Genomic DNA, 23953 nt, shown 5'->3' with positions numbered 1-23953 from the left:
CGGATCTCGGAAAAGCGGCAAAAATCCGCCGCCGATACGCACTGATCCGCCCACCGGAGGGCAGTCGCGGACGGCGCCCGCGACCACATTTTCCGTTTTAGCCGTGCACGCCAAGATCCTTGGCGACCTGCCAGAGCCGCCAGGCGTCATGCGGCATCTGGATATGGGTGCTGCCCAGGAACTGGAACGCATCGTTGACCGCATTGGAGAAGGCAGGAACACCGCCCACATTCGGGCTTTCGCCCACCCCCTTCGCGCCGATCGGATGATGCGGGCTCGGCGTGACCGTATAATCGGTTTCCCAATGCGGGGTTTCGACCGCCGTCGGCAGGAAGAAATCCATGAAGGACGCGCCCAGCACATTGCCGATCTCGTCGTAGCGGATTTCCTGTCCCATCGCGATGGCAAAGGCCTCGGTCAGACCGCCATGCACCTGTCCCTCGATGATCATCGGGTTGATGCGCGTGCCGCAATCGTCCAGCGCGTAGAAGCGCCGTGTCTTCGCGACGCCGGTATCGACATCGATGTCCATGACGCAGAAATAGGCGCCGAAGGGATAGGTCATGTTGGGCGGATCGTAATAGCTCACCGCTTCGAGACCCGGCTCCATTCCCGGAGGCGGAGCATGATAGGCAGCCCAGGCGATTTCCTTCATGGACTTGCGCGCCTGCGGATTGCCCTTCACCTGGAAGCCGTCCACGTCCCAGTCCAGGTCGTATTCGGATACTTCCAGCATGTGCGCGGCAATCATCTGGGCCTTGTTGCGGATCTTGCGCGCCGCCAGCGCGATGGCGGCACCGGCGACCGGCGTCGAACGCGACCCGTAGGTGCCCAGACCGTAGGGAGCCGTGTCCGTATTGCCTTCCTCCACCATGATATCGGCAGCGGGAATGCCGATCTCCGTGGCGATGATCTGCGCCCAGGTGGTTTCATGCCCCTGGCCTTGGGATTTCGTGCCCATGCGCGAGATCACCGAGCCGGTCGGATGAACGCGGATTTCCGCACTGTCGAACATGGCCACGCCGAGAATATCGCAGTTCTTGGAGGGGCCTGCACCGACGATCTCGGTGAAGAAGGATATGCCGATCCCCATGATCTCGCGGGTTTCCCCGCGTTTGAAGGCTTCCTGTTTCGCCTTCTGTTCGGCGCGCAGCTCGCGATAGCCGATCGTATCCATCACCTTCTGCATGGCAGTGTGATAGTCGCCGCTGTCATATTCCCAGCCGAGCGCCGACTGATAGGGGAACTGTTCCGGCTTGACGAAATTCTTCATGCGCAGATCCGCAGGATCCATGCCGAGTTTCTGCGCCAGGATGTCCATCGCCCGTTCGATGCAATAGGCCGCTTCCGTGACCCGGAAGGAACACCGATAGGCCACCCCGCCGGGCGCCTTGTTGGTATAGACACCATCGACCTCAAGATGCGCCACAGGAAAATCGTAGGATCCGGTGACAATGTTGAAGAAACCCGCCGGCCACTTGGACGGGTCGGCGCAGGCATCGAACCCGCCGTGATCGGCAAGAACGTGAACCTTGAGGCCGGTCACGGTACCGTCGCTCTTCGCCGCGATTTCCGCCGTCATGTGATAGTCGCGGGCAAACGACGTGGTGGAAAGGTTTTCCATCCGGTCCTCGACCCATTTGACCGGAACCCCGGTGACGATGGACGCCACGATGGAACAGATGTAGCCCGGATAGGCACCGACCTTGTTGCCGAACCCGCCGCCGATATCCGGTGCGACCACATGGATCTTGTGTTCCGGAATTGTAGACAGGAGGGAAGCCACCGTGCGGATGACATGGGGTGCCTGGAAGGTTCCCCAGATGGTCAGTTCGCCCTTCACCTTGTCCATGGAGGCAATGCACTGGCAGGTCTCCAGCGGCGAGGGGTGCGTGCGATGATAGGAAATCTTTTCCTTGATCGTCACATCCGCTTCGTCAAAGGCCCTGGCGGTCTCGTCCTTGTCGCCGACTTCCCAGGTGAAGATGTGGTTGTGATGCTTGCGCGGCCCGTGCGCTCCTTCAGTCTTGCCTTCCAGATCGGGCCGCAGAACCGGCGCGTCCGGATCCATGGACTTGAAGGGATCGACGATGACGGGCAGCTCTTCATATTCGACTTCGACAAGCTGGATGGCATCGTCGGCGATGTAGCGGTTCTCCGCGACCACGAACGCCACTTCCTGGTTCTGGTACAGCACCTTGCCGTCCGCCAGAACCATCTGCACGTCGCCGGCCAGCGTCGGCATCCAGGCAAGATTGACGCCCTTGAGGTCCTCGGCCGTCAGAACGGCGATCACGCCCGGCAGCTTGAGGGCTTCGGTCGCATCGATCTTCGTGACCTTGGCGTGCGCATAGGGCGAGCGCACGAAATCGCCGAAGACCATGCCCGGCAGTTTCACATCGTCCACATACTGGCCCTTGCCCTGGGTGAACCGAACGTCTTCTACTCGTTTGCGCTTGCAGCCCATGCCTTCAAGGGCGGCCTCGCGCTGCTCGCGTGTCGGGGTCAGGTCGTTCATTCCGCAGCCTCCTGAAAATCAGTGCCGTTCAGCTTGGCTGCGGCATACTGGATGGCCTTGACTATGTTCTGGTAGCCCGTGCAGCGGCACAGGTTGCCCGAGATGCCCATGCGGATTTCGTCTTCCGTCGGGTTCGGGTTTTCCTTCAGCAGGGTATGGGCCCGCATGATCATGCCCGGCGTGCAGAAACCGCATTGCAGCCCATGCATCTGGCGGAATCCTTCCTGCAGCGCCGACAAGGTGCCGTCCGGATTGGCCATGCCCTCGATGGTCGTCAGCTCCGCGCCGTTGGCCTGGACAGCGAACAGCGTGCAGGTCTTCACCGACATGCCGTTCATCTCGACCGTACAGGCACCGCAATGGGTGGTTTCGCAGCCGATATGCGGTCCGGTCAGATTCAGGTCTTCCCGGAGAAAATGGATCAGAAGCGTGCGCGCCTCCACGAAGCGCTGCACTTTCTTGCCGTTGACGGTCATGGTGACCGGGAACTGTTCAGTATCGCTCATGTAACTCTCCCTCAGCCCGGTTTCAGCCCTTGGCCCGCTCAGCCGCGCGCGCAAGAGCGCGTTGCACCATGACACCGGCCATTTTCGTCCGGTATTCCGCCGGACCGCGACCGTCCGAGGCCGGCTCGGTAATGGCTTCTGCTGCTGCGACCGCGCGTTTGACCGTCTCCGCATCCAGTGTCGAACCGGTCAGAATGTCTCCCGCTTCAACGGCGAACAGCGGCGTGTCCGCGACATTCGTCAAGGCGATTGCACAAAAGGAAACGCTTCCGCCGCTCATCGTCAGAACGACGGCCGCCGCCGCTGTGGCATAGTCGCCGACCTTGCGTTTCAGTTTTTCGTAGGCATACCCGTGTCCGGCCGGCAGCACCGGGATCCTGATCGCCGTCAGGATTTCCTCGGGCGCCAGCTTGGTGAAATAGGCTGCTTCATAGAAATCCCGGGCGGAAACCTCCCGGTCACCCTCCGGGCCTGTCAGCACATAGGAAGCATTCAGGCACTGCATCAGAGCCGGCATGTCGTTGCCCGGGTCGCCGTTGGCAACGTTGCCGCCGAGCGTGCCCACATAGCGGATCTGCGGATCCGCGATCAGCTGGGACGTTTCCCGGATGATCGGCAGCTTCGACCCGAGCAGATCCGAAGCGATCAACTCGTGCTGGGTCGTCATGGCACCGATAGAAATCATGTCGCCGTCTTCGGAAATGCCCTTCAGGTCTGCAATGCCCCCAAGATCGACGAGGTGCTCGGGCGCCGCCATGCGAAGCTTCATCATCGGAATAAGGCTGTGTCCGCCCGACAGCGGACGCGCTTCCTCTCCATGATTGGCCAGGATGGCGACGGCCTCAGCCACCGACGATGGCCGATGATAGATGAATTCACCAGGGATCACGTCTCTCTCCTCCCTCGTTCGGCCCCCGCGTCGGGACCACAGGCCGAAGGGGCGGCGCGCCGGGGTGGGCGCCTGTCTCCGGCAATCGAAGATATGCCACCGGTATCGCGGTGGTTTGTCGCATACCGTAAAGAGTGCGGAGGAGTGCGCTGCACACTCAACCACGCTTACACAGACAGACGGTTCGTTTACACGGAAGACGGGATTTTCAGCACGAATTGCGTCAATATTCCTGACGCAATTCACGAGCCCAACCGAGGTAAAAACAGAAATGGATATGTTTTTCAGACATATAAAGTGCACCCGCCCGGCCAGAAGGCGATACTACTTTCAAGTGTAGGCACTTTATGGGATTTGCACGAATGGCAACCTGCGGGCCGGCTGATGGGTGGAAACACCTGCGCGCACCGGAGACAGATGGCTATTGGGCTGCTGCCGGGAACTCGCCGGTGGACGTGCCTTCCTTCAACGCCACGAGGCGCGCCTTGACCCGACTCCATCTCGATCTGCTGACGGGGACCATTTGGGCATCCTGTCCGGCCAGCACCAGCACGCCACGTTCTCCGGTCCTCTTGAAACCGACCACGTGTTTCAGATTGACGATGTGGCTGCGATGCACGCGGTTGAAGGTCTTGGGGTCAAGCTGCTGCTCGACTTCGCTGATGGACAGGGGGCAGAAGAATTCGCGGTTTCCGTCATACAGTCTGGTGTAATGCGCATCGGCATGGATGGAATAGATTTCCGGAACGCCGATCTGGGTCTTCTGGCCGTCCTTTTCGATCGGCAGCGTCCGTTTCGCCGAGAGCGGGGAGGGGCGGACAGCACCGGCGGCGGCCTGAAGCCCTGCGGGCTGTTTTCCCGACCGCTCGGGGCCCGTTCTGACTGTACGACTTTCCGCCTCTGTCGGGCTGTCCGGTTCGGACTGTTCTTCACGCTCCTCCGAAGGGACGTCCACCGATTTCACGTCCTGATTCGCTTGGGCGGGAACGAGCGCCAGCAAAAAGAGCCCGGAGACGAGAAAGGCCACACAGGAAACGATAATGGCCAGCATGCCGGCGCTGAGAGCCGGTGCCAGGAAACCGCCGGCGGTCTGGACCGGTTCGAAGGTCAGGCCGGCCATCGCCGTATAATGCATCGCGGCAATAGCCAGCGCCAGCACCGCCGCGCTGACGACGATCGGCGGACGCCGGCCCAGACCGAACAGAAGCCAGATGGCAAGTCCTGCCGCATTGAAGGCAATCAGGAAACTGGCGAGAATGTAAAGCGGGTCGTGCCTCATGTGCAGCGACTCGTGCAGCGCATACATGCCGAGATAGTGCATGGTGCAAATGCCGCTTCCCATGACGAAGGCGGCAAGCCCAAGACGCAGGGGCGTGAGGGAGGCGTTGCTTGCGGCGAACACCGCAATGCCGACCACCAGCACGCAGACAAGGAACGACAAAAGAGTCGGCAGAATCAGAAAATCGACAGCCATGGGCAACTGGGCCGCAAGCATTCCGACAAAATGCATGGACCAGATCGCCAGCGCCAGCGTCAAGGCGGCGCCCGCCAGCAGCAGCCGGCGGCGCGGCGCAGCCGCCTGTCTGACCTGAATCGCGAGATTGAGCCCGACAAAGCTACCCTGAAAGGCCATCAAGAGAGATAGCGCCACGAGCCAGGGCTCGTGCGTCACTGACATGCTGACACTCTCCTCTCAAAATGCCACCGTACCGCGAAGCGGCTGAACACACTCTTCAAATGATAGGCGAAACTCTCGGGAGCGGCAAATGTCCAGTGACGAAATCCCCGGACAACGCGACTAGGTCACCCGCTTGCGAAACAGCCAGCCGGCAGCCGTCAAACCTCCTCCCGACTGCACCGTCATACTTTCCCTTGCGTCCATCTGGACAATCCCGCCACCTTCACTGCTGACTTTTGCCGAAAAGGGGAAATTTCGATCAGTCGGTCCGGGCAAGCGGCGGGATGGCGAGCACATCGATGGAGGAACTGCGCAGTACCTGTTCCGTGATGCTTCCGATGAAAAGCTGGGACAATTTACTGCGTCCGTGGGTCGCAAGCACCACAAGATCGGCCTCTTCCTTTTCTGCCACGCTGACTATTTCGTGGGCGAGCGTCGACTCCTCGCGGTGGAGTATGGTGTTGCCGCTTTCAATCCCCGCCGCAGAGAGAAAGGCCGCAAGACGCCGTGCGGCATCTGCCCGCCTTTCCGAAAGATAACTCTCGCGCTCATCCCCGGACATCCTGTCAATCTTTTCGAGGCGCAATGCCGGCGCATCGAAAACGTGGAGAACCGAGGTCCGCGCGTGTGCGCCAATCCCTAGCGCAGCAAATCTTTTCAGTGAATCGGCCGATCCCTCTGAAAGATCCGTCGTCTGCAGGATATGTCTGTATGTTCCCGCCGGCGGTGCATTTACCATGAGAACCGGGCAATGCACCGAACGAATCGTTCGCTCCGCCGTGGTGCCGACGAACACATCCCTGAGCACATGCCGGCGATGCGGCCCGATAACCAGAAGGTCCGGAGCGATCTCCGCAACCGCCTGAACGATCCCGGCAAATGGAGAGGCCAGAACAACGCGCGTATGGCACTCCACCGCATCGACATCGCGAAGGGTGGCCGCCGTCTGCCGCAGCAGCGTCTCGGCTTCGCCGCGCTCGGTTTCGGTGATCCTCAGTGGCTGATCGTCATCGATAACGTGGACAAGCGCGATAGTGGCAGCGAACTGGCGCGCAAGAAGGATCGCGCGTCTCAGTGCCCGGTCCGAGCGTTCGGAGAAATCGGTGGCCACCATGATTTTCTTCATCGAATCCGGTCCTCGGCGGGTGGGGAGGGGACGATCGGCGCCACTTTGCCCCAGTTCTGTCTGACGCATCCGAACCCTATTATATTATGGTATCCGACACCAAATTTCACGAAAAGGCGTTTACGATGCCCCGTGAGCACAATCAGACTGTCAGGGAAGTCGCCGGTCTTGCGAAGGTCGGCGAAGCGACCGTTCGCCGCTGGATCCGGGAGGGACAGCTCCGTGCAATCCATATCGGCAAACAGGGCGGATCGGTTCGCGAGACATCGACGCTTTCCTGAAGCCCACGCAACGCAACCCGGCGGGCCGGTCTGCTCTGGAGACACCCCGAGCCCCGACCCCGCCGGCTTGAAGAAAACGAAGGACCACAAGACTTGATCGCGACGATCGTTCAAACCCCGTTTGCGGAAATTGCCGCGCTTCTGATGATAGCCGCAATCGTCGGCTTCGTCGGAATCATCCTGCGGCAACCGCTGATAGTCAGTTTCATCGCGGTCGGTCTGATTGCGGGCCCGTCTGCACTGGATCTTGTGAAATCGGACGCACAGATCAGCCTTCTTTCGGAACTCGGCATCGCGGTGCTCCTGTTCCTCGTCGGCATCAAGCTCGATGTGAAACTCATCCGTTCGCTCGGCCCCGTCTCGCTCCTGACCGGCATCGGCCAGGTTGGGTTCACGTCCGTTTTCGGCTATCTGATCGGACTGGCGCTGGGGCTTGGACAGGTCACAAGCCTCTATGTCGCCGTAGCGCTGACATTCTCCTCGACGATCATCATCGTGAAACTGCTGTCGGACAAGCGGGAGATCGACAGCCTGCACGGCCAGATCGCCCTCGGTTTCCTGATCGTGCAGGACCTGGTCGTGGTTCTGGCCATGATCGTGCTGTCGGCCATCGGGATCAGCGCGGCGGGCGGGCACGATGGCGGCGCCGGTGGCGGCTCTGTGCCCATGGTGCTGGCTTCCGGGATCGCGATGGTCGCCCTGGTCATCGTGTTCGTGCGCTATTTCGCCAACCCGCTGACGGAACGCCTCGCGCGCGCGCCGGAGCTTCTGGTGATCTTCGCGATCGCGCAGGCGGCGATGTTCGCCGCGATAAGTGACTTCGTCGGGCTGGGCAAGGAAGTGGGCGGCCTGCTGGCCGGCATTTCCCTCGCCTCGACGGCCTATCGCGAGACCATTGCGGCACGGCTGGCGCCCTTGCGCGACTTCCTGCTGCTGTTCTTCTTCATCGCGCTCGGCTCGGCGCTCGACCTGTCGCTGCTCGGCGCACATATGGGCGGCGCCATCATCTTCTCGCTCTTCGTGCTCATCGGCAACCCATTGATCGTGCTGGCGATCATGGGGGCCATGGGGTACCGCAAACGCACCGGCTTCCTCGCCGGGCTGACCGTGGCCCAGATCAGCGAATTCTCCCTGATTTTCGTGGCCATGGGCGTTTCGCTCGGCCATGTACAGGAGGACGCCCTTGGTCTGGTCACCATGGTCGGTCTGGTGACGATCGCGGCCTCGACCTACATGATCACCTATTCGCACCAGCTCTACGCACTGTTCGAACCGCTGCTGGGCATGTTCGAGCGCAAGGACACCCCGCGCGAGCCCTCCGAAACCGATGCCGTTCACGGGGACGTCTACAAGGTGATCGTTTTCGGTCTGGGGCGCTTCGGCACGGCCATCGGCCTCCGGCTGCGCAAGCGCGGCATCAGGGTCCTGGGGGTCGATTTCAACCCGCTCGCCGTGCGGCGCTGGCGTGAACTGGGGCTTGAAACCAAGTTCGGAGACGCCACCGATCCGGAGTTCTTGGCCGAACTGCCTCAAGCCCATGCCGAATGGATCGTCTCGACGATTCCCATCCACCCCACCGGTCTCAGCCACGAAGATGCGCGCACCACGCTGATCCAGCTGTCGCGCATGTCCGGTTTCCGGGGACGCATCGCGGTTTCCTCGCACCACCCCAACGACACCGAGGATCTTCTCGCTTCGGGTGCCGATCTCGTGCTCGAACCCTTCCAGGACGCCGCCGACCGCGCTGTCGATATCCTGTGTGGCGGCAAGGAGGAGGAGCGCACGGACATTCCCGCGATCAAGACGGAAGAGCAGCAGATGTCCTGAGCGACGCGCGTGCCCGGCAAATGGCCGGATCATGAAGTGGCGGAAAATCTGGAAAATCAATGAAATCAAGGGAAAATGGCGGACCTTCCGGGAGAAAGTTCGAACGTTTTAGATAGAGAAACGGCCAATAAGAAAGTATGCCATCGTGCACCAATTGGGGGCACGATGGCACATCATACTGCTTTAAAATTTCGCCCTGAAAATCTACTGTACTTTGCTGTCGATCAGCTTCTGTGTCAAATCGTAGTCTGTGACTTCGTCAAGTGTTTTCAATGGCATAATCAATGGTACCGTCTGCTTGAACAGCTTCTTGGTGTCAAACTTCGAGTAGTTGATGCCTTCATATGTACGTATGAAATAATAACCGCGATCCAAATCAGCAAGCGTCGTCCATGACGTATACTCGGTGGACGTGGAATTGGGATCGGCACCAAGCCCTGAGGAGAGGGCAGATCCTTCACCGGCATTAGAAACCGAGATGTTTTTAGGCCGATCAAAGTTGTTCATGATATGACCGGTGGTCTTTACAGCCAGATCCGGATCATCAACTTTCTGAGCGTAGGTTGAGTAATAAGCTGCTTTTACAAACCGACCGACCGAAGTGTCCGAAGAGGGCAGGCCTTGAGTGGCAATACCGGAATCTGGCTGGGCGACTTTGAAGCCATTGAAGGAACCGCTTTCCTTGTCGACATTGGACAGGAAGGAATAGTTCGACAAATTGGTAAGATGCCACTGAAATTCAGGGCCATTTGTCATCACCCCAACGGGGTTGTCATGGACCGCGCCTTTGCCATCCGTGAATTCGAGCACAATTGACGCACCTGTTTTATCATGAGCCACAAAGTGGAAAGGTGGCAAAGCCCCCTTCAAGACTTTGACGGGTTCCATAACCACGGGTTGTTTGACAATTGCTGACTTCACTTCGGCAACGGTCTCAAACTGCGCGAGCATCCAGGTACCCAGGTCCATCACATCAAGAATGGACTTTGTCATCTCAACTTGTTTTTGAGGGCCTTCAGCGCTTGGATAAGCGAGCAGACTGAACGTAAGCCCTGCGTCATTTATACCTTCGACAACCTTCATGTCGCCCAGTTTTGGTTTTTCCTTTCCATCTGGGGCGACATCAGGAACCGTGATACTCAAAATGGCGTGGCTGCTTTCGTATTTCAGAGGCGGGTGCCCTTCACCGGCGTTTGAAGAAAAGGATGTGCCTTTGGGAAAATGGACGACATGGTAAGGCAGCTCCATTTGGAGTTCCATCGTCCGCCCGTAGTATACTTTCCCTTTGCTGTCCGTGTACAGCAATGAGGTGCAGGCCGCAGCGGTATTCGCCCACAGTAACGACATACTGATAGCAATTGCGCCTGCTTTCGCTAAAATACGCTTAGTATTCATTATCGTCTCTTCCTAAATTTTTTACATCACCCGCGTGATCTGATTCACAGATCAAAAAATCGACCAATTTGAAGATCCCGTCAATCTCAAAAATCAATATAAGTATTTGATATATATGGGAAATATTTCCAAATGTTTCTCGTGCTGGTGTCGTATTTTTATCCACAGTTAAGGTGAGGCTCGTATTGTGGAAAGCGCGAGCTGTTTGGAGGGGAAGGGGCAGCCAACGCGCAGCACATGCAGCATACCATTCAGATAACGGCGGTTATCCTGAGCTGGACAGGACTTTCGGCCCCGCTCTGACGGAAGCAACGCTTCGATCAATTCCCATTCCGCGTCTGTCAAATCACCACGTGCCGAGGCTGCCTCCTAAAAGACAGTCTTGAATCACGGATTCAAATGATTTGTGAATCCACTTTGTCAACACGACCTAGAGCCGCACCCGATCTTTAGCCGTGACGCAAAGGGAGAAATTCACCCGCAGCGCATCAAGAACTTTCTGAGCAACAAAATCTATGCTGGCTACTACGACTACAAGCCTTGGGGGAAAGGCAAGCATGAGGCTTTGATCTCATGGGAAGACTTCCAGCGTATTCGGTCTCGCTTGAATGAAAACGCCTATGTGGCAGCCCGCACGGATGCAGCGGAGGAGTTTCCGCTCAGGAGCTTTGTGCCATGTGCATGCTGTAACAAGCCGCTGACTGCCTACCATGCCAAAGGCCGTAACAAGCATTACCCGTATCATGAGTGTTTAAACAAGCAGTGCGACCAACGCCGCAAATCCATTCGCAAGGATGTGCTTGAACGCGAGTTTGAAACCCTGATCAGGCAAATGCGCCCGTCTGCCGGACTTATATCCATGCTCCCCGCTATGCTCCGTGACACCTGGAACCATCGCAATCAGAGCTTTGAAGAAAAGTGGAAAGAGCAGAAGAAGGCCCTGACGGGCATCAACGCGACAGTGGGCAAGCTGACAGACCGCCTCATTGAAACCACCAGCCCCTCAGCCATTCAAGCCTATGACACCAAGCTGGAGAAGCTGGAAGCGGAAAAAGCGCTTATCTCCGAAAACCTGGCCAAGAAGCCCGATCTTAATCAGGACTTCGATAAAAGTTTTCGAACCGCTATGACATTCCAAGCAAACCCTTGGAATATATGGGCTTCACCACGCCCGGAACATCGCAAGCCCCTCTTAAAACTGGTCTTCGCAGCCCCATTGCCATATGTCCGGAATCAGGGTTTTCGAACCGCGAAAACCACCAGCCCGTTCAAGGTGTTAACCGCTTTGAATGACGATGAAAAAGAAATGGCGGTGAGGGTGGGATTCGAACCCACGGTACGCTCTCACGCACGGCGGTTTTCAAGACCGCTGCCTTAAACCACTCGGCCACCTCACCGCAGGCAACCGCATTCTGCTGAATGCCTGCTGCAGGGTCACCGTTTCCTTCGTCTTCAAACGAAAGTCAAGAGCGCGCATCAACCGTCACGGCACGGAGGACGGAAATCGTGTGGAAGGACGGTGCCGGTGGACCATGGCCGCACCTCCGGTTTGTTCCGGTCCGGGGCGCAATCAGGGGCAGGGCGTGCGCGGCGGGACCGGAACAAAACCAAAGGGCAGGGGCCGCCGGTCCGGTGTCGTGGGCAGGGTTTTGAACCGGCGGCCAAATGCTGGAGGTGGGATCCAGCAATGCTGTGACTGGGCAGTCATCAGCAACAGGGTCAACCTATGCGGAACGGTTCGGTAGCGGATGTGATGTAGGTCACATCCGGACTCATTGCCGATTTTCGATCCACTGTGCCCTGGGCGCAACAGGCGCGACAAACTGGCCGCGCGGCCCGAATCTTTCCGGATTTCAGATATTTAGATGAAATTTTTAGCGGCTGGATACGTCAAATGCAGCACAAAGCTGGGAGTTGTCGCAAAGAAGCCGGGTTGCGGCCTCGACGGCCGATTCACTTTGAAGTAATAAACTTGCTGTTTAACAGGGCAGCGTGCGGGATTCACAGCGGGGGCAGTGTGTCTTGCGGGGACTGATCGAAAGATCTGAAGAACGCCTGTAAACCGACGCGGACCGAACCGCGCCCGGGGATGTATCGCGTTAGCCGCGGGGCTGCCAGCGCGTAAGTGAGTAGGACGGCAGGATGCATGGGATAGGCGGGCAGTCACGGCTGGCAAAGGGCCAGGTGGCGGCAACATCTTCAGGGGAAGCAGTGCGAAATTTCCGGAACGACGGCGGCCTCTGGAAACAGATTCGCACCAGTCTGATTGTCATCGCGGCCGTGTCGGCGGTTGCCGCCTGCGCCAGCGCACCCCAGGAAAAAGCCAAGTTCAGCCCGAAGAAATATGGCGTCAAGGGCAGCCCTAAAGTGGTTGCCGCCGGCAAGCCCGTTCCCAAGGGCGGCGGACGTTATGTCGTGGGCAAGAAATACAAGATTGCCGGCAAGTGGTACTATCCCAAGACCGATCCAAACTACAAGAAAACCGGGCTCGCCTCCTGGTACGGACCGACATTCCACGGCCGCAAGACTGCCAATGGCGAGGTTTTCGACCGCAACGCCATCACCGCAGCACATACGACGATGCCGCTTCCGTCCTATGCCCGCGTGACCAATCTTGAAAACGGCCGCTCCATGGTCGTGCGCGTCAACGACCGCGGTCCGTTCCACGGCAACCGCGTCATCGATCTTTCCGAACGTGCTGCCACGATGCTCGGCACCAAGACGGCCGGTGTCGGCAAGGTTAAGGTCGAATATGTCGGCAAGGCACCGCTGCACGGTCAGGACGAATCCTTCCTGTTGGCTTCCTATCGCGGACCGGGAGCTGTCGAACCGGGAACGTCGCGTCCGGGCACCATGCTCGCCCAGGCCGAGCCGCAAGCCATCCAGGCCGCTCCTCAGGTCGTCTTCGGCAGCGTCCCGGCACCCGCAACCCGTCCCTATCTTGCCACCCCGTCCTCCGTCACGGCCTATCAGGCGCAAAAGCCGGCGGGCATGACCGTTGCCTTCGATCCGGCAATCGCCTTCGAAGCCGGCAGCCCGACCATCAAGGTGGCATCGAACAACCGGTTTGAGCCGCTCGGAACCGCCTACACGGCAGAACCGGCTCCTGCGGAAGGAACGCTCGGCGTCCTGCGCGTTCCGGCTCCCGGCACGCCTGCCGGCCTCGTCGACGGAAGCGCCATTTCCTCCTTTTCCGCGAACAAGCGCATTTCCGATGCCCATGCACTGCTGTTTGCCGACACTGCGTCCGGCTTGTCGATGCGCCAGCTCGCAGCCAGGGCTTCAACGCAGTAAAGGCACAATTTCCGGGTCTGCCCGCCTTCTATAGGGCCAGAAGGATTTGCGGAACTCGGGGCAGGCAGCCTTGACTCTGGATGAACTGTCAACGGGTAGAAGAACTCAGATGCAGTCAGCAGGATCCGGATCCCTTGTCAAAAAAGCTCGGCGCCTGTCTCTCGGGTCACTTTTCCGGAGCTTGGCTATTGCCGGGTTCACGGTAATTTCCGCAGCTCAGTCTCTTCCCGTACATGCGGCGGAGGCCATTGCAACCAAGGCGCCGAAAGCCTTTCTCTACGAGCCCGCCTCCGGAACGATTCTCTACGCAAAGGCCCCGGACGAGCCCTTCGCCCCCGGATCCCTCGTCAAGGTCATGACCGCCGCGACCGTATTCAAGGCCTTGAAGGACGGGGACCTGAAGCCGGACCAGCTCTGCAGGGTAAGTGAACACGCCTGGCGCACCGGCGGCGCGCCTTCGCGCCGCTCCACCATGTTCGCGGCGATCAAGTCGGAAATTGCCGTGGAGGATCTTCTCAGGGGTTTGCTGGTCCACAACGCCAATGACGCCGCCATCGTCCTGGCCGAATGTCTCGACGGTTCCGAGGACGCCTTTGCCGAAAGAATGACGAAGCTGGCACGGTCCATCGGCATGGCCAACAGTCGTTTTGCCAATTCCACCGGCTATGAGGACAAGCCCTCGCGCACAACCGTCCGAGACCAGGCCCGCCTCGCGGAATACATTCTGGAAACCCATCCGGATCGTTATCCGCTTTTTGCCCTGCCGGAATTCACCTGGAACAAGATTTTCCAGCGCAACAAGAATCCGCTTCTTGGTGAAATCCGCAATCTCGACGGTCTCGGCGGCGGCTCCGATCCGACCGACGGTTTCTCAGGTCTCGGCTCGGTGGAACGGGATGGCCGGCGGGTGATCGCCGCCGTCGCCGGGCTGACCTCGGACAAGCACCGGCTGCAGACCCTGCAGGAGGTCATCGAGGGCGCCTGGGAATATTTCACCGTCCAGACCCTCTTTTCCGCCGGTGACGTGGTCGCCGACGGCAGGATCTTCGGCGGAACGAAAAGCACGGTGCCACTCGTTTCCCGGAAGGACATTGACGTTCTCCTCGCCCGCGGCGGAACGCTGGATTACCGCATTCGTGTCGTCTACGAAGGACCGCTCCTCGCACCGCTGGCGAAGGACGTACCGGCCGGCGAACTGCATGTCATCGGTAAGGACGGCATCGTCTACAGGGCGCCGCTGGTGACGGGAGAAGCTGTTGCCGAGGGCACCCTGTTCAGTCGCGCCGTGGACGGCTTGCAGGAACTGCTCTTCGGATGGATCGGATAGATATCAACATCCGCCCGAAGACCTGATATGAGTCAGCCGGACCAATGCCGAACAGCCTATGGAGCGAAGAACAGGGTGCCTGGACATTTCATAACTTTTGAAGGCGGTGAGGGGGCCGGAAAGACGACCCAGATCGCTCGCCTGAAAGTGTTTCTGGAAAGCCTCGGCAATTCGGTTCTGGTGACCAGGGAACCCGGCGGTTCGCCGGGCGCCGAAAAGATCCGGGCACTTCTGCTGTCTGGCGAGGCAAGGGATCTCGGCCCCCGAGGCGAGGCCATGCTCTTTGCCGCGGCCCGGGCCGACCATGTGGATCACACCATCAAGCCCGCTCTTGCGCGTGGCGACTGGGTACTCTGCGACCGCTACACGGATTCCACCCGCGTCTATCAAGGCGAGGCGGGAGTGGATACGGATTATCTGAAATTGCTGGAAACGGCTGCCGTCGCAGGCGTCCGGCCGGATCTGACCATCCTCATCGACGTTCCGGCAAAGGTCGGACTGCAGAGAGTGGCACGGCGCTCGCAAAGCGACGACAGCGGTGGACCGGACCGTTTCGAGGACGAAGCGCTGACCGTCCACGAACGCCGCAGGAAACTGTTCATCGACCTTGCCCGTGAAGAGGCCTACCGCTTCGCTGTCGTGGATGGCACGAAGGATCCGGAATATGTGGCCACGGCCATTCGCAAGGCCGTGAGCGAACGCTTCTCCGATGACCTGACGCCTGCGGGCACGGCGACCGCCGCGCACGAGGGAGCCGTCTGATGGCGCGCGGACAAGACACCTCAGTCCGTCCCGAAGTCGACGTCCTGCCCGGCTTTCCTCCGCCCCACGAAAGAACCCGGCTGATCGGGCACGAAGCCACCGAACAGGCCCTGCTGGATGCCTATCGCTCGGTGCGGCTTCACCATGCATGGATACTCGGCGGCCCAAAGGGCATCGGCAAGGCGACGCTTGCCTTCCGCTTCGCGCGCTTTGTCATTTCCCATCCAGACCGGTTTGGAGCGGACGTGGCCGCAGCACGGGACCTGTCGGTTCCCGAGGATCATCCGGTCGCCCGTCAACTGGCGGCAGGAGGGCACCCCAACATCCTGCATCTGCGCCGCCCCTGGGACGACAAGTCCAAGCGGTTCAAGTCCGATCTGCCCGTCGACGAAATCCGGCGCACGGTCTCCTTTTTCGGGACCACCGCCTCCGCCAAGGCCTGGCGCATCTGTATTGTCGACGCGGCCGATGACCTGAACATCAGTTCGGCAAACGCACTGCTGAAAATCCTTGAGGAACCGCCGGAACGCTGCCTGTTTCTGGTTCTCAGCCATGCGCCCGGGCGTCTTCTGCCGACGATCCGCTCCAGATGCCGCCGTCTGGACCTTGCACCTCTGGGCAGCAACGAGATTGCCGAAGGATTGCGCGAACTTGCGGCAGACAGCATTCCGGCCGACGACGACCTGCGCGAAATCGCGCAGACCGCGGACGGCAGCCTGCGCGCGGCAATCTCACTCCTGTCGGGAGACGGGCTTGCCATTGCAAAGAACCTGAAGAAACTTGCCGAAAGCGGAGCACAGCCCGATCTGGCCGCGGTCCACGCTCTTGCCGATCTCGTTGCCGCGCGCGGCCAGTCAGACAACTGGGAAAGTTTCCAGCATATCATCCGTATCTGGCTGCATGAGCGCATGCGGCGCGACCTTGGAAACGGCGTGCGCAGCGTCTATCCGCTTGTGGAACTGTGGGACCGGACCAATCAGGCCATCCGCGATGCGGATGCGCTCAATCTCGACAGGAAACAGGTGGTTCTGGACTTCTTCTTCGCGCTGCGCGCCGCCTGACCTTCGCCACGGCAAGGGAAAGAACGCACGACGGAAATTTTCACCGAGCTTCTTGGGATTTCACCCGTTTCCGGCTATCAAGACCTGCTGATGCACAAATCTCGAACGCCCCGTAAACTAGACCATTTCTGGACCCTTCATGCTCGTTGACAGCCACTGCCATCTCGATTTTCCCGATTTCGACGGCGAGCGCGCCGAATTGATCGAACGTGCCGGACAGGCAGGTGTCGACCTGATGGTGACAATCTGCACGCATATCCGCAAATTCGATCAGGTTCGCGCCATCGCGGAGGAATATCCGCAGGTCTATTGTTCCGTGGGGACCCACCCCCACAACGCGGAAGCCGAACGCGGCATACCGGCAGAAGAGATCATCCGCCTGGCGGCCCATCCCAAGGTGGTGGCCATCGGCGAGGCCGGTCTCGACTATTTCTATGACAAGGCGCCGAGAGACGCCCAGGCCGAAGGGCTGCGCATCCACATCGACGCGGCCCGTCAGACCGGGCTGCCGCTCGTCATCCATTCCCGCGATGCCGACGAGGACATGGCAGCTATCCTGCGCGAGGAAATGGGGAAGGGGGCCTTTCCCGCCCTTCTGCACTGCTTTTCCTCCGGCCGTAACCTGGCCATGATCGGTATCGAACTGGGGCTGTATGTCTCCTTTTCCGGCATCCTGACCTTCAAAAGGTCCGAAGAGCTGCGTGACATAGCCCGTGATCTTCCCGCCGACAGGCTTCTGGTGGAAACCGACGCGCCCTATCTGGCGCCTCAGCCCAGGCGCGGCAAACGCAACGAGCCTGCCTATACGGCGATGACAGCAGCCGTTCTGGCGCAGACACGCGGCGTTCCGGAGGAGGAAATTGCCCGGCAGACGACGGAAAATTTCTTCCGCCTGTTCCGCAAGGTGCCGCAATCGGCCCGCCAGCCACAGGTCTCCGACCAATGAGCCTTGTTCTGACGATCCTGGGCTGCGGATCCTCCGGCGGGGTGCCGCGCATCGGCAACGACTGGGGCGATTGCGATCCCGCAGAGCCGAAGAACAGGCGCTCCCGCTGTGCGCTTCTTGTGGAAAAGCATGGGGAAAACGGGTGTACAACCGTGTTGATAGACTCCGGTCCGGACATTCGCGAGCAGCTGCTTGAAGCGCAGGTCGGGCATCTGGATGCAGTTCTCTATACGCATGAACATGCCGATCATCTGCACGGCATAGACGATCTGCGCGCCTTCATGGTTCGCAGTGGAAGGAAAATGCCTGTCTACATGGACGCGTCGACCTATGAGCGCGCCTATCAGGCTTTCACATATTGTTTCAGAACGCCGCAAGGGTCGAATTATCCGCCGACCCTCGACCATCATCTCATCGAACCCGGCACCCCCTTTGTCATTCATGGCGCAGGCGGTGCGCTGACCTTTCAGCCCGTTGCCGTCACCCATGGCGACATCGACGCCCTCGGCTTCCGGGTCGGCAGTGCCGCCTATATTCCCGATGCATCGGATATTCCGGTTGCGAGTGTCAAGGCATTGAAAAGACTTGATGTTCTGATCCTCGACTGCCTGCGCCGGCGGCCACATCCCAGCCATTTCTGCCTTGAGGACGCCCTTGAGTGGTCTTCAAGACTGGCCCCCCGAAAGGCCGTCCTGACCAATCTTCACAACGACCTTGACTACGGAACCCTTTGTCGGGAGTTGCCGGAAAACATCGAACCTGCCCATGACGGCATGCGCATCGTTGTCCCGGAATCCTCCGCAGCATCGGCATCTGAAGCCTGAGGCGAACAGGCTCTTGCCGGACAAACCCCGCTACAAGATCCCGACCGAAGACAGGCTGACAAGATCGGCCGTTCATTACCTGGAGCGCTATGCCTCGTCGGCGGCCAACCTGCGCAAGGTGTTGGAGCGCAAGGTCCTGAAGGCCTGCATGGCGCACGAGCGGGATCCGGGCGAATTTTCGGCTCTGATCGATGCCGTTGTGGAAAAATGCTGCCAAAGCGGTCTGGTGAACGATCTGGCTTACGCGGAAACGAAGACCGCCGGCCTGAGACGCCGCGGCGGATCGCGGCGCAAGATCGAGGCGAAACTGAGCGCCAAGGGAGTCGACCGGGACATCATCCGGACTGTCCTGAACAATGATGGCCAGGACGATCTGAGCGCCGCGTTCATTTTCGCAAGACGTCGTCGGCTCGGTCCGTTTCGCACCGACGACAAGGACCGCCGCGACAAGGACATGGCCGCGCTCTGCCGCGCCGGGTTTTCCTACGACGTCGCTCGGCGGGTCATCGAGGCCACGAAGGAAGACCTTAGGGCCCATGAAGCCAGAACCTGAAGATGCGAGCCGAAACGGACGCTGCACACATCCAGAGGATTGCCGGAGGGCGCGGCACCGGACAAACCACTGATCCCGCACCTCAATCGCCTACATAAAAATGTTCCATAATATTGATTATGCGAAATTGATATGCGCGAGGAGCACCAGCCTGTCACCATCGGTCGGCCTTCACGAAACCATCTCTCTTCCCTCAATGACAAGATGATTGTGAGGTCCGACCAGGACCGATGATGCTCAGCGAGCGTGACTTGACGCATGAAAAGCCGAACCTGCGACCCAGCGATGCACTTCAGACACAGGGTTTCATATCGGTGCGACGGCCTTCATGATCACGGACTGAACTGTCCGGATCCGTGCCGGCAAGACACGTTCCTTGCGCTGGACGATCCAGAGGTCGTGTTGCACCTGCCGGGCAAGCTGCGCCACCGCCAGTCGGTCGCGTTGCGCACAAGCCGCAATTCCGCTCCACGGCAGGATCGTATAGCCCAGCCCGCATGCGACCGGTTCGGCAATCTGTCCGATCTGATTGACGTAGCTTCTGAGCCGCAACAGCTCAGCCGCCCGGTATGCGTCCGGTAAATTCAATCCAAGCAGTTCATCCGCAAAGGCGAAGCCATCGGGATGCGCGATGAAGCCGCGATCCTGAAGGCCGGAAAAATCCGGCGACAGATCCGCGTCCGATGGAAGCACGAGACAAAGCCTTTGACGCCCGGCCAGCACATCCTCGAGCCTGGAATGAGCCGGTGCGTGATTGACGATCCCCAGATCAAAGGTCCCGCCGGCGACTCGGTATCGTTTCACACAGCTACGAACTGACCTATTCCGCCGGCGCCTATGGTGGCGGGAACGAGGACGCCTGAATCCTCCTCCCAAGGGCCGGAAGCTTCCGCAGCCCCCTGGTGCCTTCAGCTGCCATCTCGCGCAAGGGCGTAGCGGCCGCTGTCCGGCACCGGAGGGAGGAGAAGATTGTTCGCCCCTGCCCTCCAGACACCTATCACGCAAACTCACATGCCGCAGGCACGCGACATGATCGGCTCGTCGAGCTGATCCTCGTTTGCGCGGTTGGTTCCTCTACGTCGGCGACGCGAATGCGGTCAGCTGCCGCATCCTCTTGAAACACGGCATTCGAAATCCCATCTTATTTGCGTCACTGATATTATATCTGTGATTTCAATATCTTAACACCTTCGACAACCATCATCTGTTTGGGGAACCGGGCCGATGCTGAACACGACCTGCAGAACAAGGACTTCTTCTCGACTTCATTCATCTTTCCTCCCGCCTGAAGATGCATGGCCGCAGCCGTTTGACGGCAGGTCAGGCCGGAGGGGGCGGCAATGAGCAACCAGTCCCTTCCCCCTTCCGTGAACCATGTCGCCCTCATCGGGAATTTTCCTCCGCGCCAGTGCGGCATCGCGACCTTCACCGCCGACCTTCATGCAGCTTTGAAATCCGCAAAACCCTCTGCGCATCTCAGCGTGGTGGCGATGACCGATCCGGGCCAGTCGTATGCCTATCCCGGGGACGTGGGCTATGAAATTGCCCAGAACGACCCGGATGCCTATGTCGCCGCCGCCGGACACATCGATGCCCTGAATCCGGATGTCGTGTCGATTCAGCACGAATTCGGCATTTACGGCGGTGCCTCGGGTGAACTGCTCCTCAAGCTCGTCGAACGCCTGCGGGCGCCCATCGTAACGACGCTGCACACGGTTCTGACCGACCCGACCCCGGCCGAACGCCGGGTCATGAATGCCCTGGCCCGCCATTCAAGTCGACTTGTCGTCATGACGGACATGGCCCGTGCGATCCTTACCGATACCTGGAAAATTCCGACAGACAAGATCGCCGTCATCCCGCATGGCATTCCGGATCTGCCTTTCCTCGATCCGGCCTTCCAGAAACATCACTTTGGCCTGGACGGCAGCAAGGTCGCGTTGACGTTCGGGCTCCTGTCACCGAACAAGGGCATCGAGAACATGATCGCCGCCCTGCCCGCACTGGTGAAGGCCCATCCCGATCTGGTCTATGTGGTTCTCGGCGCAACCCATCCGCATCTGATCGCCCGGGAGGGGGAAGCCTACCGGCAGAGCCTGCAGGACAAGGCCCGCGCTCTGGGTGTCACGGACCACGTGCGCTTCATCAACGAATATGTCGATACGCTGACGCTGCAGGCCTGGCTTTCGGCAGCCGACATCTATGTGACACCCTATCTGAATGAAGCGCAGATCACCTCCGGCACACTGTCCTATGCGGTCGGACTGGGAAAAGCCGTCGTCTCGACCCCTTACTGGCATGCCCAGGAACTGCTGGCGAACGATACGGGGGCGCTGGTTCCCTTCGCGGATCCGGCGGCGCTGGCGGAAACGATCGCCGCCCTTCTGGACAATCACGCGCGCCGCGACCGGCTGCGCAGCCGGGCCTATGACGCCGGCCGGGCAATGATCTGGCCGGTCGTCGCAAAATCCTATTTCGACCTGTTCGCACAAGCCAGGGCGGACGCCAGCCCATCGGGCACAGTGCACGCATTTCCGCAGGGCAAACTGGCGCCCCCCTCATCGACACTGGCGGCTGTCGACCGCATGACCGATGGCTGCGGCATGCTCCAGCACAGCCGCTCGTCCATTGCCGACCGGCGCCATGGCTACTGTCTGGACGACAATGCACGGGCCCTGATGCTGGCCGTCGGTCTGAAGTCGGAGGACATCGAGGCCGAATGCGCCGCCAGGATCATCGACACCTGTGCCGCCTTCGTCGAATACGCTTGGGACGAAAAACGCTCCGTATTCCGGAACTTCATGGACTACCAGCGCAGCTGGCTGGAAAAGGAAGGCTCGCAGGACAGCCACGGCCGGGCGCTGTGGTCGCTGGGACGCGTTGCCGCCGATACGGACGATCACGGCGTCAGGGTCTGGGCAACCACCCTAGCCGATCAGGTCATTCCGGCCAGCGAAAGGCTTGACGCGCCCCGGGCCATGGCTTTTTCCGTGCTCGGGCTGACAAGCTATCTGACGGTCTATCCCGGGCACAGGCCCGCACAGCGCCTGCTGCAGAGCTTTGCCAACCGTCTGCACGACATGCTCATTCGGGAACGCCGTGGCGGATGGGACTGGTTCGAGCCGGATCTTTCCTACGACAATGCACGTCTGCCCGAAGCCCTGATCCGGGCCGGCAGCCAGCTTTCCCGCACGGAAATGGTTTCTGACGGTCTTGCCGCCCTGACCTGGCTGGCGGATGTGCAGACGAGCGAGAACCACGAGTTCCGGCCGGTGGGGACCGAAAGCTTCGGCATCGCCTACAAGCGCCCCCGCCCCTTCGACCAGCAGCCTCTCGAAGCCTGGGCCATGATCGACGCCTGTTCGGCCGCCTATGCGGTTTCCCCGGACCCTGCATGGCCGCTTCGCGCCGAGGCGGCTTTCAACTGGTACCTGGGACGCAACGATCTCGGTCTGCGCCTCGCGACGGCAACACAGGGCTGCTATGACGGACTGCAGGTCGATCGCGTCAATCTCAACCAGGGTGCCGAATCGATCCTGTCCTTCCAGCTTGCTGCCCTTTCCCTGCGCCAGCTGCAAGCTGCGGTGCGCGCACAGGCTGAACAGACAGGCATGACGAGGGCGGGCTAATGTCTCTGGTAAACACCCTGCCCCTGCAGTTGCATGCGAATGCCAACCGCGTCGTGGTCCGGCACTTTCAGAGCGCGCCCGGTCCCCGGGCGCTCAGTCCCGCCTCCGAGGCACGGGCCCGGCGGATCGTGGCAACCGTTCGGGAGATGGACAACCGTACGATCCAGGCCGAACTGGCGCTCGTGCTCGCCGACTTCGAGAGCCGGCACCGCGAAGTCCGTCGCTTTTTCGAGGACCGCTATGAAGGAATTGCGCGGGATCTGGACCTCGCTGAACCGTTGCGCGATGTCGAGCGCGCCCTGATCGGTGCCTATTTCTGCCACGAGTATTCCTTCGAAGCCGCCGCACTGATGAACCCCAGCGTGGTGCCCCACCCGGACCAGACGGGTCTGGCTGACGGCGAACTGCGCTTCCTCCTGTCCCTCAGGGCGGTGGGAGAAGGGCATATCTCCTCCATCACGTTCCGCGAAGGCGTCTTCACCGCGCAGGGCGACATGCGGCTCGATCCCCAGAGTCGTTTTGCCGTCGCCGCCGTACCGCGCAACTGCGATGACGGGCGCGTCGATCTGATCCGGGAAGGCGACAAATGCCTCAGCGAACTGGTGCTGTTTCCCGTCACCGCCGCCCAACGCAATGGTCTGGAGGATTTGCGCCTCGTCCAATTCAGGGAAGACGACGGCGATATGACCTATTACGGCACCTACACCGCCTATAGCGGCGACACGATCGCTTCGGAGATGCTGATCACCCGTGATTTCAGCCGCTTCGAACTGCGTCCGCTGTCCGGTCCGGCAGCCCGCAACAAGGGCATGGCCCTGTTCCCGAGACGGGTCGACGGTGCGTATGTCATGGTTGCCCGCCAGGACAACGAAAACCTCTTCCTGCTGCGCTCGAACGACCTTTTCCATTGGGAAGAAGGCGCGAAGCTCGCAGCCCCCCTCTTTCCCTGGGAACTTGTTCAGATCGGAAATTGCGGCTCGCCGATCGAAGTGGATGAAGGCTGGCTCGTGCTCACCCATGGCGTGGGGCCGATGCGCAAATACGCCATCGGCGCCATGCTCCTGGACAAGGAGGATCCCTCCCGCGTTCTGGGCCGTTCGCGCGTGCCGCTCCTGTCGCCTTCCGACGAGGAGCGGGAGGGCTATGTCCCCAATGTGGTCTATACCTGTGGCGGCCTGGTTCATGCCGGAAGACTGCTTTTGCCTTACGGCATCGCCGACAGTTCCGTGGCCTTCGCCACGGTGGACCTGAACGACCTGCTTGCCACGCTCGGCTGAATGCAATGAAAGATCTTGTCGCTCCGGGCGAAAGACCGCTGCCGGCCCGCCAATTCCGCG

The 23953-nt window shown here is 60.1% G+C and carries 19 protein-coding genes, 1 tRNA gene and 1 pseudogene; 12 read left to right on the top strand and 9 right to left on the bottom strand.

What is annotated here, in order from left to right; genetic code table 11:
* Positions 1 to 97: 97 nt before the first annotated feature.
* The 5 genes from DCO57_RS05965 to DCO57_RS05945 form a co-directional block, all read right to left on the bottom strand.
* Complete coding sequence (locus tag DCO57_RS05965) at positions 98 to 2518, bottom strand: aerobic carbon-monoxide dehydrogenase large subunit (RefSeq protein WP_116697942.1); 2421 nt, start codon at positions 2516 to 2518, stop codon at positions 98 to 100.
* A complete protein-coding gene (locus DCO57_RS05960; protein ID WP_116697941.1) occupies positions 2515 to 3024 on the bottom strand; it encodes a (2Fe-2S)-binding protein in 510 nt (169 codons plus the stop codon). The genes DCO57_RS05965 and DCO57_RS05960 overlap by 4 nt, the downstream gene beginning before the upstream one ends.
* Before the next feature lie 22 nt (positions 3025 to 3046).
* Positions 3047 to 3913, bottom strand: coding sequence for a xanthine dehydrogenase family protein subunit M (locus tag DCO57_RS05955; RefSeq protein ID WP_116697940.1), 867 nt, complete (start codon positions 3911 to 3913; stop codon positions 3047 to 3049).
* Positions 3914 to 4334: 421 nt separating this feature from the next.
* Positions 4335 to 5591, bottom strand: a complete 1257-nt coding sequence (locus DCO57_RS05950) for an MHYT domain-containing protein (protein WP_116697939.1) — start codon at positions 5589 to 5591, stop codon at positions 4335 to 4337.
* Positions 5592 to 5850: 259 nt separating this feature from the next.
* Positions 5851 to 6717, bottom strand: coding sequence for a universal stress protein (locus tag DCO57_RS05945; protein WP_116697938.1), 867 nt, complete (start codon positions 6715 to 6717; stop codon positions 5851 to 5853).
* A gap of 125 nt (positions 6718 to 6842) precedes the next feature.
* Here DCO57_RS05945 and DCO57_RS05940 point away from each other — a divergent pair, with 125 nt between their 5' ends.
* Together DCO57_RS05940 and DCO57_RS05935 are read left to right on the top strand one after the other, a co-directional pair.
* On the top strand, positions 6843 to 6998 hold the full coding sequence (locus tag DCO57_RS05940) for a helix-turn-helix domain-containing protein (protein ID WP_208977819.1): 156 nt from the start codon (positions 6843 to 6845) through the stop codon (positions 6996 to 6998).
* A 93-nt stretch (positions 6999 to 7091) separates the two neighbouring features.
* A complete protein-coding gene (locus DCO57_RS05935; protein WP_244287886.1) occupies positions 7092 to 8825 on the top strand; it encodes a cation:proton antiporter in 1734 nt (577 codons plus the stop codon).
* 204 nt (positions 8826 to 9029) lie between these two features.
* Here DCO57_RS05935 and DCO57_RS05930 read toward each other — a convergent pair whose 3' ends face one another.
* Positions 9030 to 10220 (bottom strand): linear amide C-N hydrolase, encoded by a 1191-nt coding sequence (locus DCO57_RS05930; RefSeq protein WP_205756091.1) that lies wholly within the window; start codon positions 10218 to 10220, stop codon positions 9030 to 9032.
* A 168-nt stretch (positions 10221 to 10388) separates the two neighbouring features.
* Positions 10389 to 10565, bottom strand: coding sequence for a transposase (locus tag DCO57_RS05925; protein ID WP_279629128.1), 177 nt, complete (start codon positions 10563 to 10565; stop codon positions 10389 to 10391).
* Positions 10566 to 10626: 61 nt separating this feature from the next.
* Between DCO57_RS05925 and DCO57_RS24130 the strand changes: the two are divergent.
* Positions 10627 to 10824: pseudogene (locus tag DCO57_RS24130) on the top strand (recombinase family protein); the annotation flags it as partial.
* 703 nt (positions 10825 to 11527) lie between these two features.
* Here DCO57_RS24130 and DCO57_RS05920 read toward each other — a convergent pair.
* Positions 11528 to 11617: transfer RNA gene (locus DCO57_RS05920), tRNA-Ser, on the bottom strand.
* A 745-nt stretch (positions 11618 to 12362) separates the two neighbouring features.
* Between DCO57_RS05920 and DCO57_RS05915 the strand changes: the two genes are divergently transcribed.
* The 7 genes from DCO57_RS05915 to DCO57_RS05885 all read left to right on the top strand — a co-directional run bounded on the left by DCO57_RS05915 (position 12363) and on the right by DCO57_RS05885 (position 18987).
* Positions 12363 to 13514: a septal ring lytic transglycosylase RlpA family protein gene (locus tag DCO57_RS05915; RefSeq protein WP_116697937.1), complete on the top strand. Its 1152-nt coding sequence runs from the start codon at positions 12363 to 12365 to the stop codon at positions 13512 to 13514.
* Positions 13515 to 13695: 181 nt separating this feature from the next.
* Positions 13696 to 14841: a D-alanyl-D-alanine carboxypeptidase family protein gene (locus DCO57_RS05910; protein WP_208977818.1), complete on the top strand. Its 1146-nt coding sequence runs from the start codon at positions 13696 to 13698 to the stop codon at positions 14839 to 14841.
* Between the two features lie 75 nt (positions 14842 to 14916).
* Positions 14917 to 15603: a dTMP kinase gene (tmk, locus tag DCO57_RS05905; protein ID WP_205756089.1), complete on the top strand. Its 687-nt coding sequence runs from the start codon at positions 14917 to 14919 to the stop codon at positions 15601 to 15603.
* On the top strand, positions 15603 to 16664 hold the full coding sequence (locus tag DCO57_RS05900; RefSeq protein ID WP_116697934.1) for a DNA polymerase III subunit delta': 1062 nt from the start codon (positions 15603 to 15605) through the stop codon (positions 16662 to 16664). Before tmk ends, DCO57_RS05900 begins: the two co-directional genes overlap by 1 nt.
* Positions 16665 to 16803: 139 nt before the next feature.
* On the top strand, positions 16804 to 17610 hold the full coding sequence (locus DCO57_RS05895) for a TatD family hydrolase (protein ID WP_116697933.1): 807 nt from the start codon (positions 16804 to 16806) through the stop codon (positions 17608 to 17610).
* Positions 17607 to 18434, top strand: coding sequence for an MBL fold metallo-hydrolase (locus tag DCO57_RS05890; RefSeq protein WP_116697932.1), 828 nt, complete (start codon positions 17607 to 17609; stop codon positions 18432 to 18434). Before DCO57_RS05895 ends, DCO57_RS05890 begins: the two co-directional genes overlap by 4 nt.
* A gap of 13 nt (positions 18435 to 18447) precedes the next feature.
* On the top strand, positions 18448 to 18987 hold the full coding sequence (locus tag DCO57_RS05885) for a RecX family transcriptional regulator (RefSeq protein WP_116697931.1): 540 nt from the start codon (positions 18448 to 18450) through the stop codon (positions 18985 to 18987).
* A 306-nt stretch (positions 18988 to 19293) separates the two neighbouring features.
* Here DCO57_RS05885 and DCO57_RS05880 read toward each other — a convergent pair whose 3' ends face one another.
* Positions 19294 to 19791: a LysR substrate-binding domain-containing protein gene (locus tag DCO57_RS05880; RefSeq protein WP_165814651.1), complete on the bottom strand. Its 498-nt coding sequence runs from the start codon at positions 19789 to 19791 to the stop codon at positions 19294 to 19296.
* 536 nt (positions 19792 to 20327) lie between these two features.
* Between DCO57_RS05880 and DCO57_RS05875 the strand changes: the two genes are divergently transcribed.
* Both DCO57_RS05875 and DCO57_RS05870 read left to right on the top strand, forming a co-directional pair.
* Positions 20328 to 22616: a glycosyltransferase family 4 protein gene (locus DCO57_RS05875; RefSeq protein WP_116697929.1), complete on the top strand. Its 2289-nt coding sequence runs from the start codon at positions 20328 to 20330 to the stop codon at positions 22614 to 22616.
* Positions 22616 to 23893, top strand: coding sequence for a glycoside hydrolase family 130 protein (locus DCO57_RS05870; RefSeq protein ID WP_116697928.1), 1278 nt, complete (start codon positions 22616 to 22618; stop codon positions 23891 to 23893). The genes DCO57_RS05875 and DCO57_RS05870 overlap by 1 nt, the downstream gene beginning before the upstream one ends.
* The last annotated feature ends 60 nt before the right edge of the window (positions 23894 to 23953 follow it).

Origin of the sequence: Labrenzia sp. 011 (genome assembly GCF_003075075.1) — a bacterium.
In the GTDB taxonomy this organism is placed as follows: Bacteria; Pseudomonadota; Alphaproteobacteria; order Rhizobiales; family Stappiaceae; genus Roseibium.
The sequence above is the reverse complement of the archived record's forward strand: the minus strand, read 5'-3'. Positions and strand labels throughout refer to the sequence as shown.

Bases quoted from the DNA above. Each gene is read 5' to 3' on its own strand.
- DCO57_RS05930 (WP_205756091.1), bottom strand. From the start codon at position 10,220: ATGAATACTAAGCGTATTTTAGCGAAAGCAGGCGCAATTGCTATCAGT.
- DCO57_RS05915 (WP_116697937.1), top strand. From the start codon at position 12,363: ATGCATGGGATAGGCGGGCAGTCACGGCTGGCAAAGGGCCAGGTGGCG.
- DCO57_RS05945 (WP_116697938.1), bottom strand. From the start codon at position 6,717: ATGAAGAAAATCATGGTGGCCACCGATTTCTCCGAACGCTCGGACCGG.
- DCO57_RS05940 (WP_208977819.1), top strand. From the start codon at position 6,843: ATGCCCCGTGAGCACAATCAGACTGTCAGGGAAGTCGCCGGTCTTGCG.
- DCO57_RS05965 (WP_116697942.1), bottom strand. From the start codon at position 2,518: ATGAACGACCTGACCCCGACACGCGAGCAGCGCGAGGCCGCCCTTGAA.
- DCO57_RS05875 (WP_116697929.1), top strand. From the start codon at position 20,328: ATGAGCAACCAGTCCCTTCCCCCTTCCGTGAACCATGTCGCCCTCATC.
- DCO57_RS05890 (WP_116697932.1), top strand. From the start codon at position 17,607: ATGAGCCTTGTTCTGACGATCCTGGGCTGCGGATCCTCCGGCGGGGTG.
- DCO57_RS05870 (WP_116697928.1), top strand. From the start codon at position 22,616: ATGTCTCTGGTAAACACCCTGCCCCTGCAGTTGCATGCGAATGCCAAC.
- DCO57_RS05950 (WP_116697939.1), bottom strand. From the start codon at position 5,591: ATGTCAGTGACGCACGAGCCCTGGCTCGTGGCGCTATCTCTCTTGATG.
- DCO57_RS05895 (WP_116697933.1), top strand. From the start codon at position 16,804: ATGCTCGTTGACAGCCACTGCCATCTCGATTTTCCCGATTTCGACGGC.
- DCO57_RS05960 (WP_116697941.1), bottom strand. From the start codon at position 3,024: ATGAGCGATACTGAACAGTTCCCGGTCACCATGACCGTCAACGGCAAG.
- DCO57_RS05900 (WP_116697934.1), top strand. From the start codon at position 15,603: ATGGCGCGCGGACAAGACACCTCAGTCCGTCCCGAAGTCGACGTCCTG.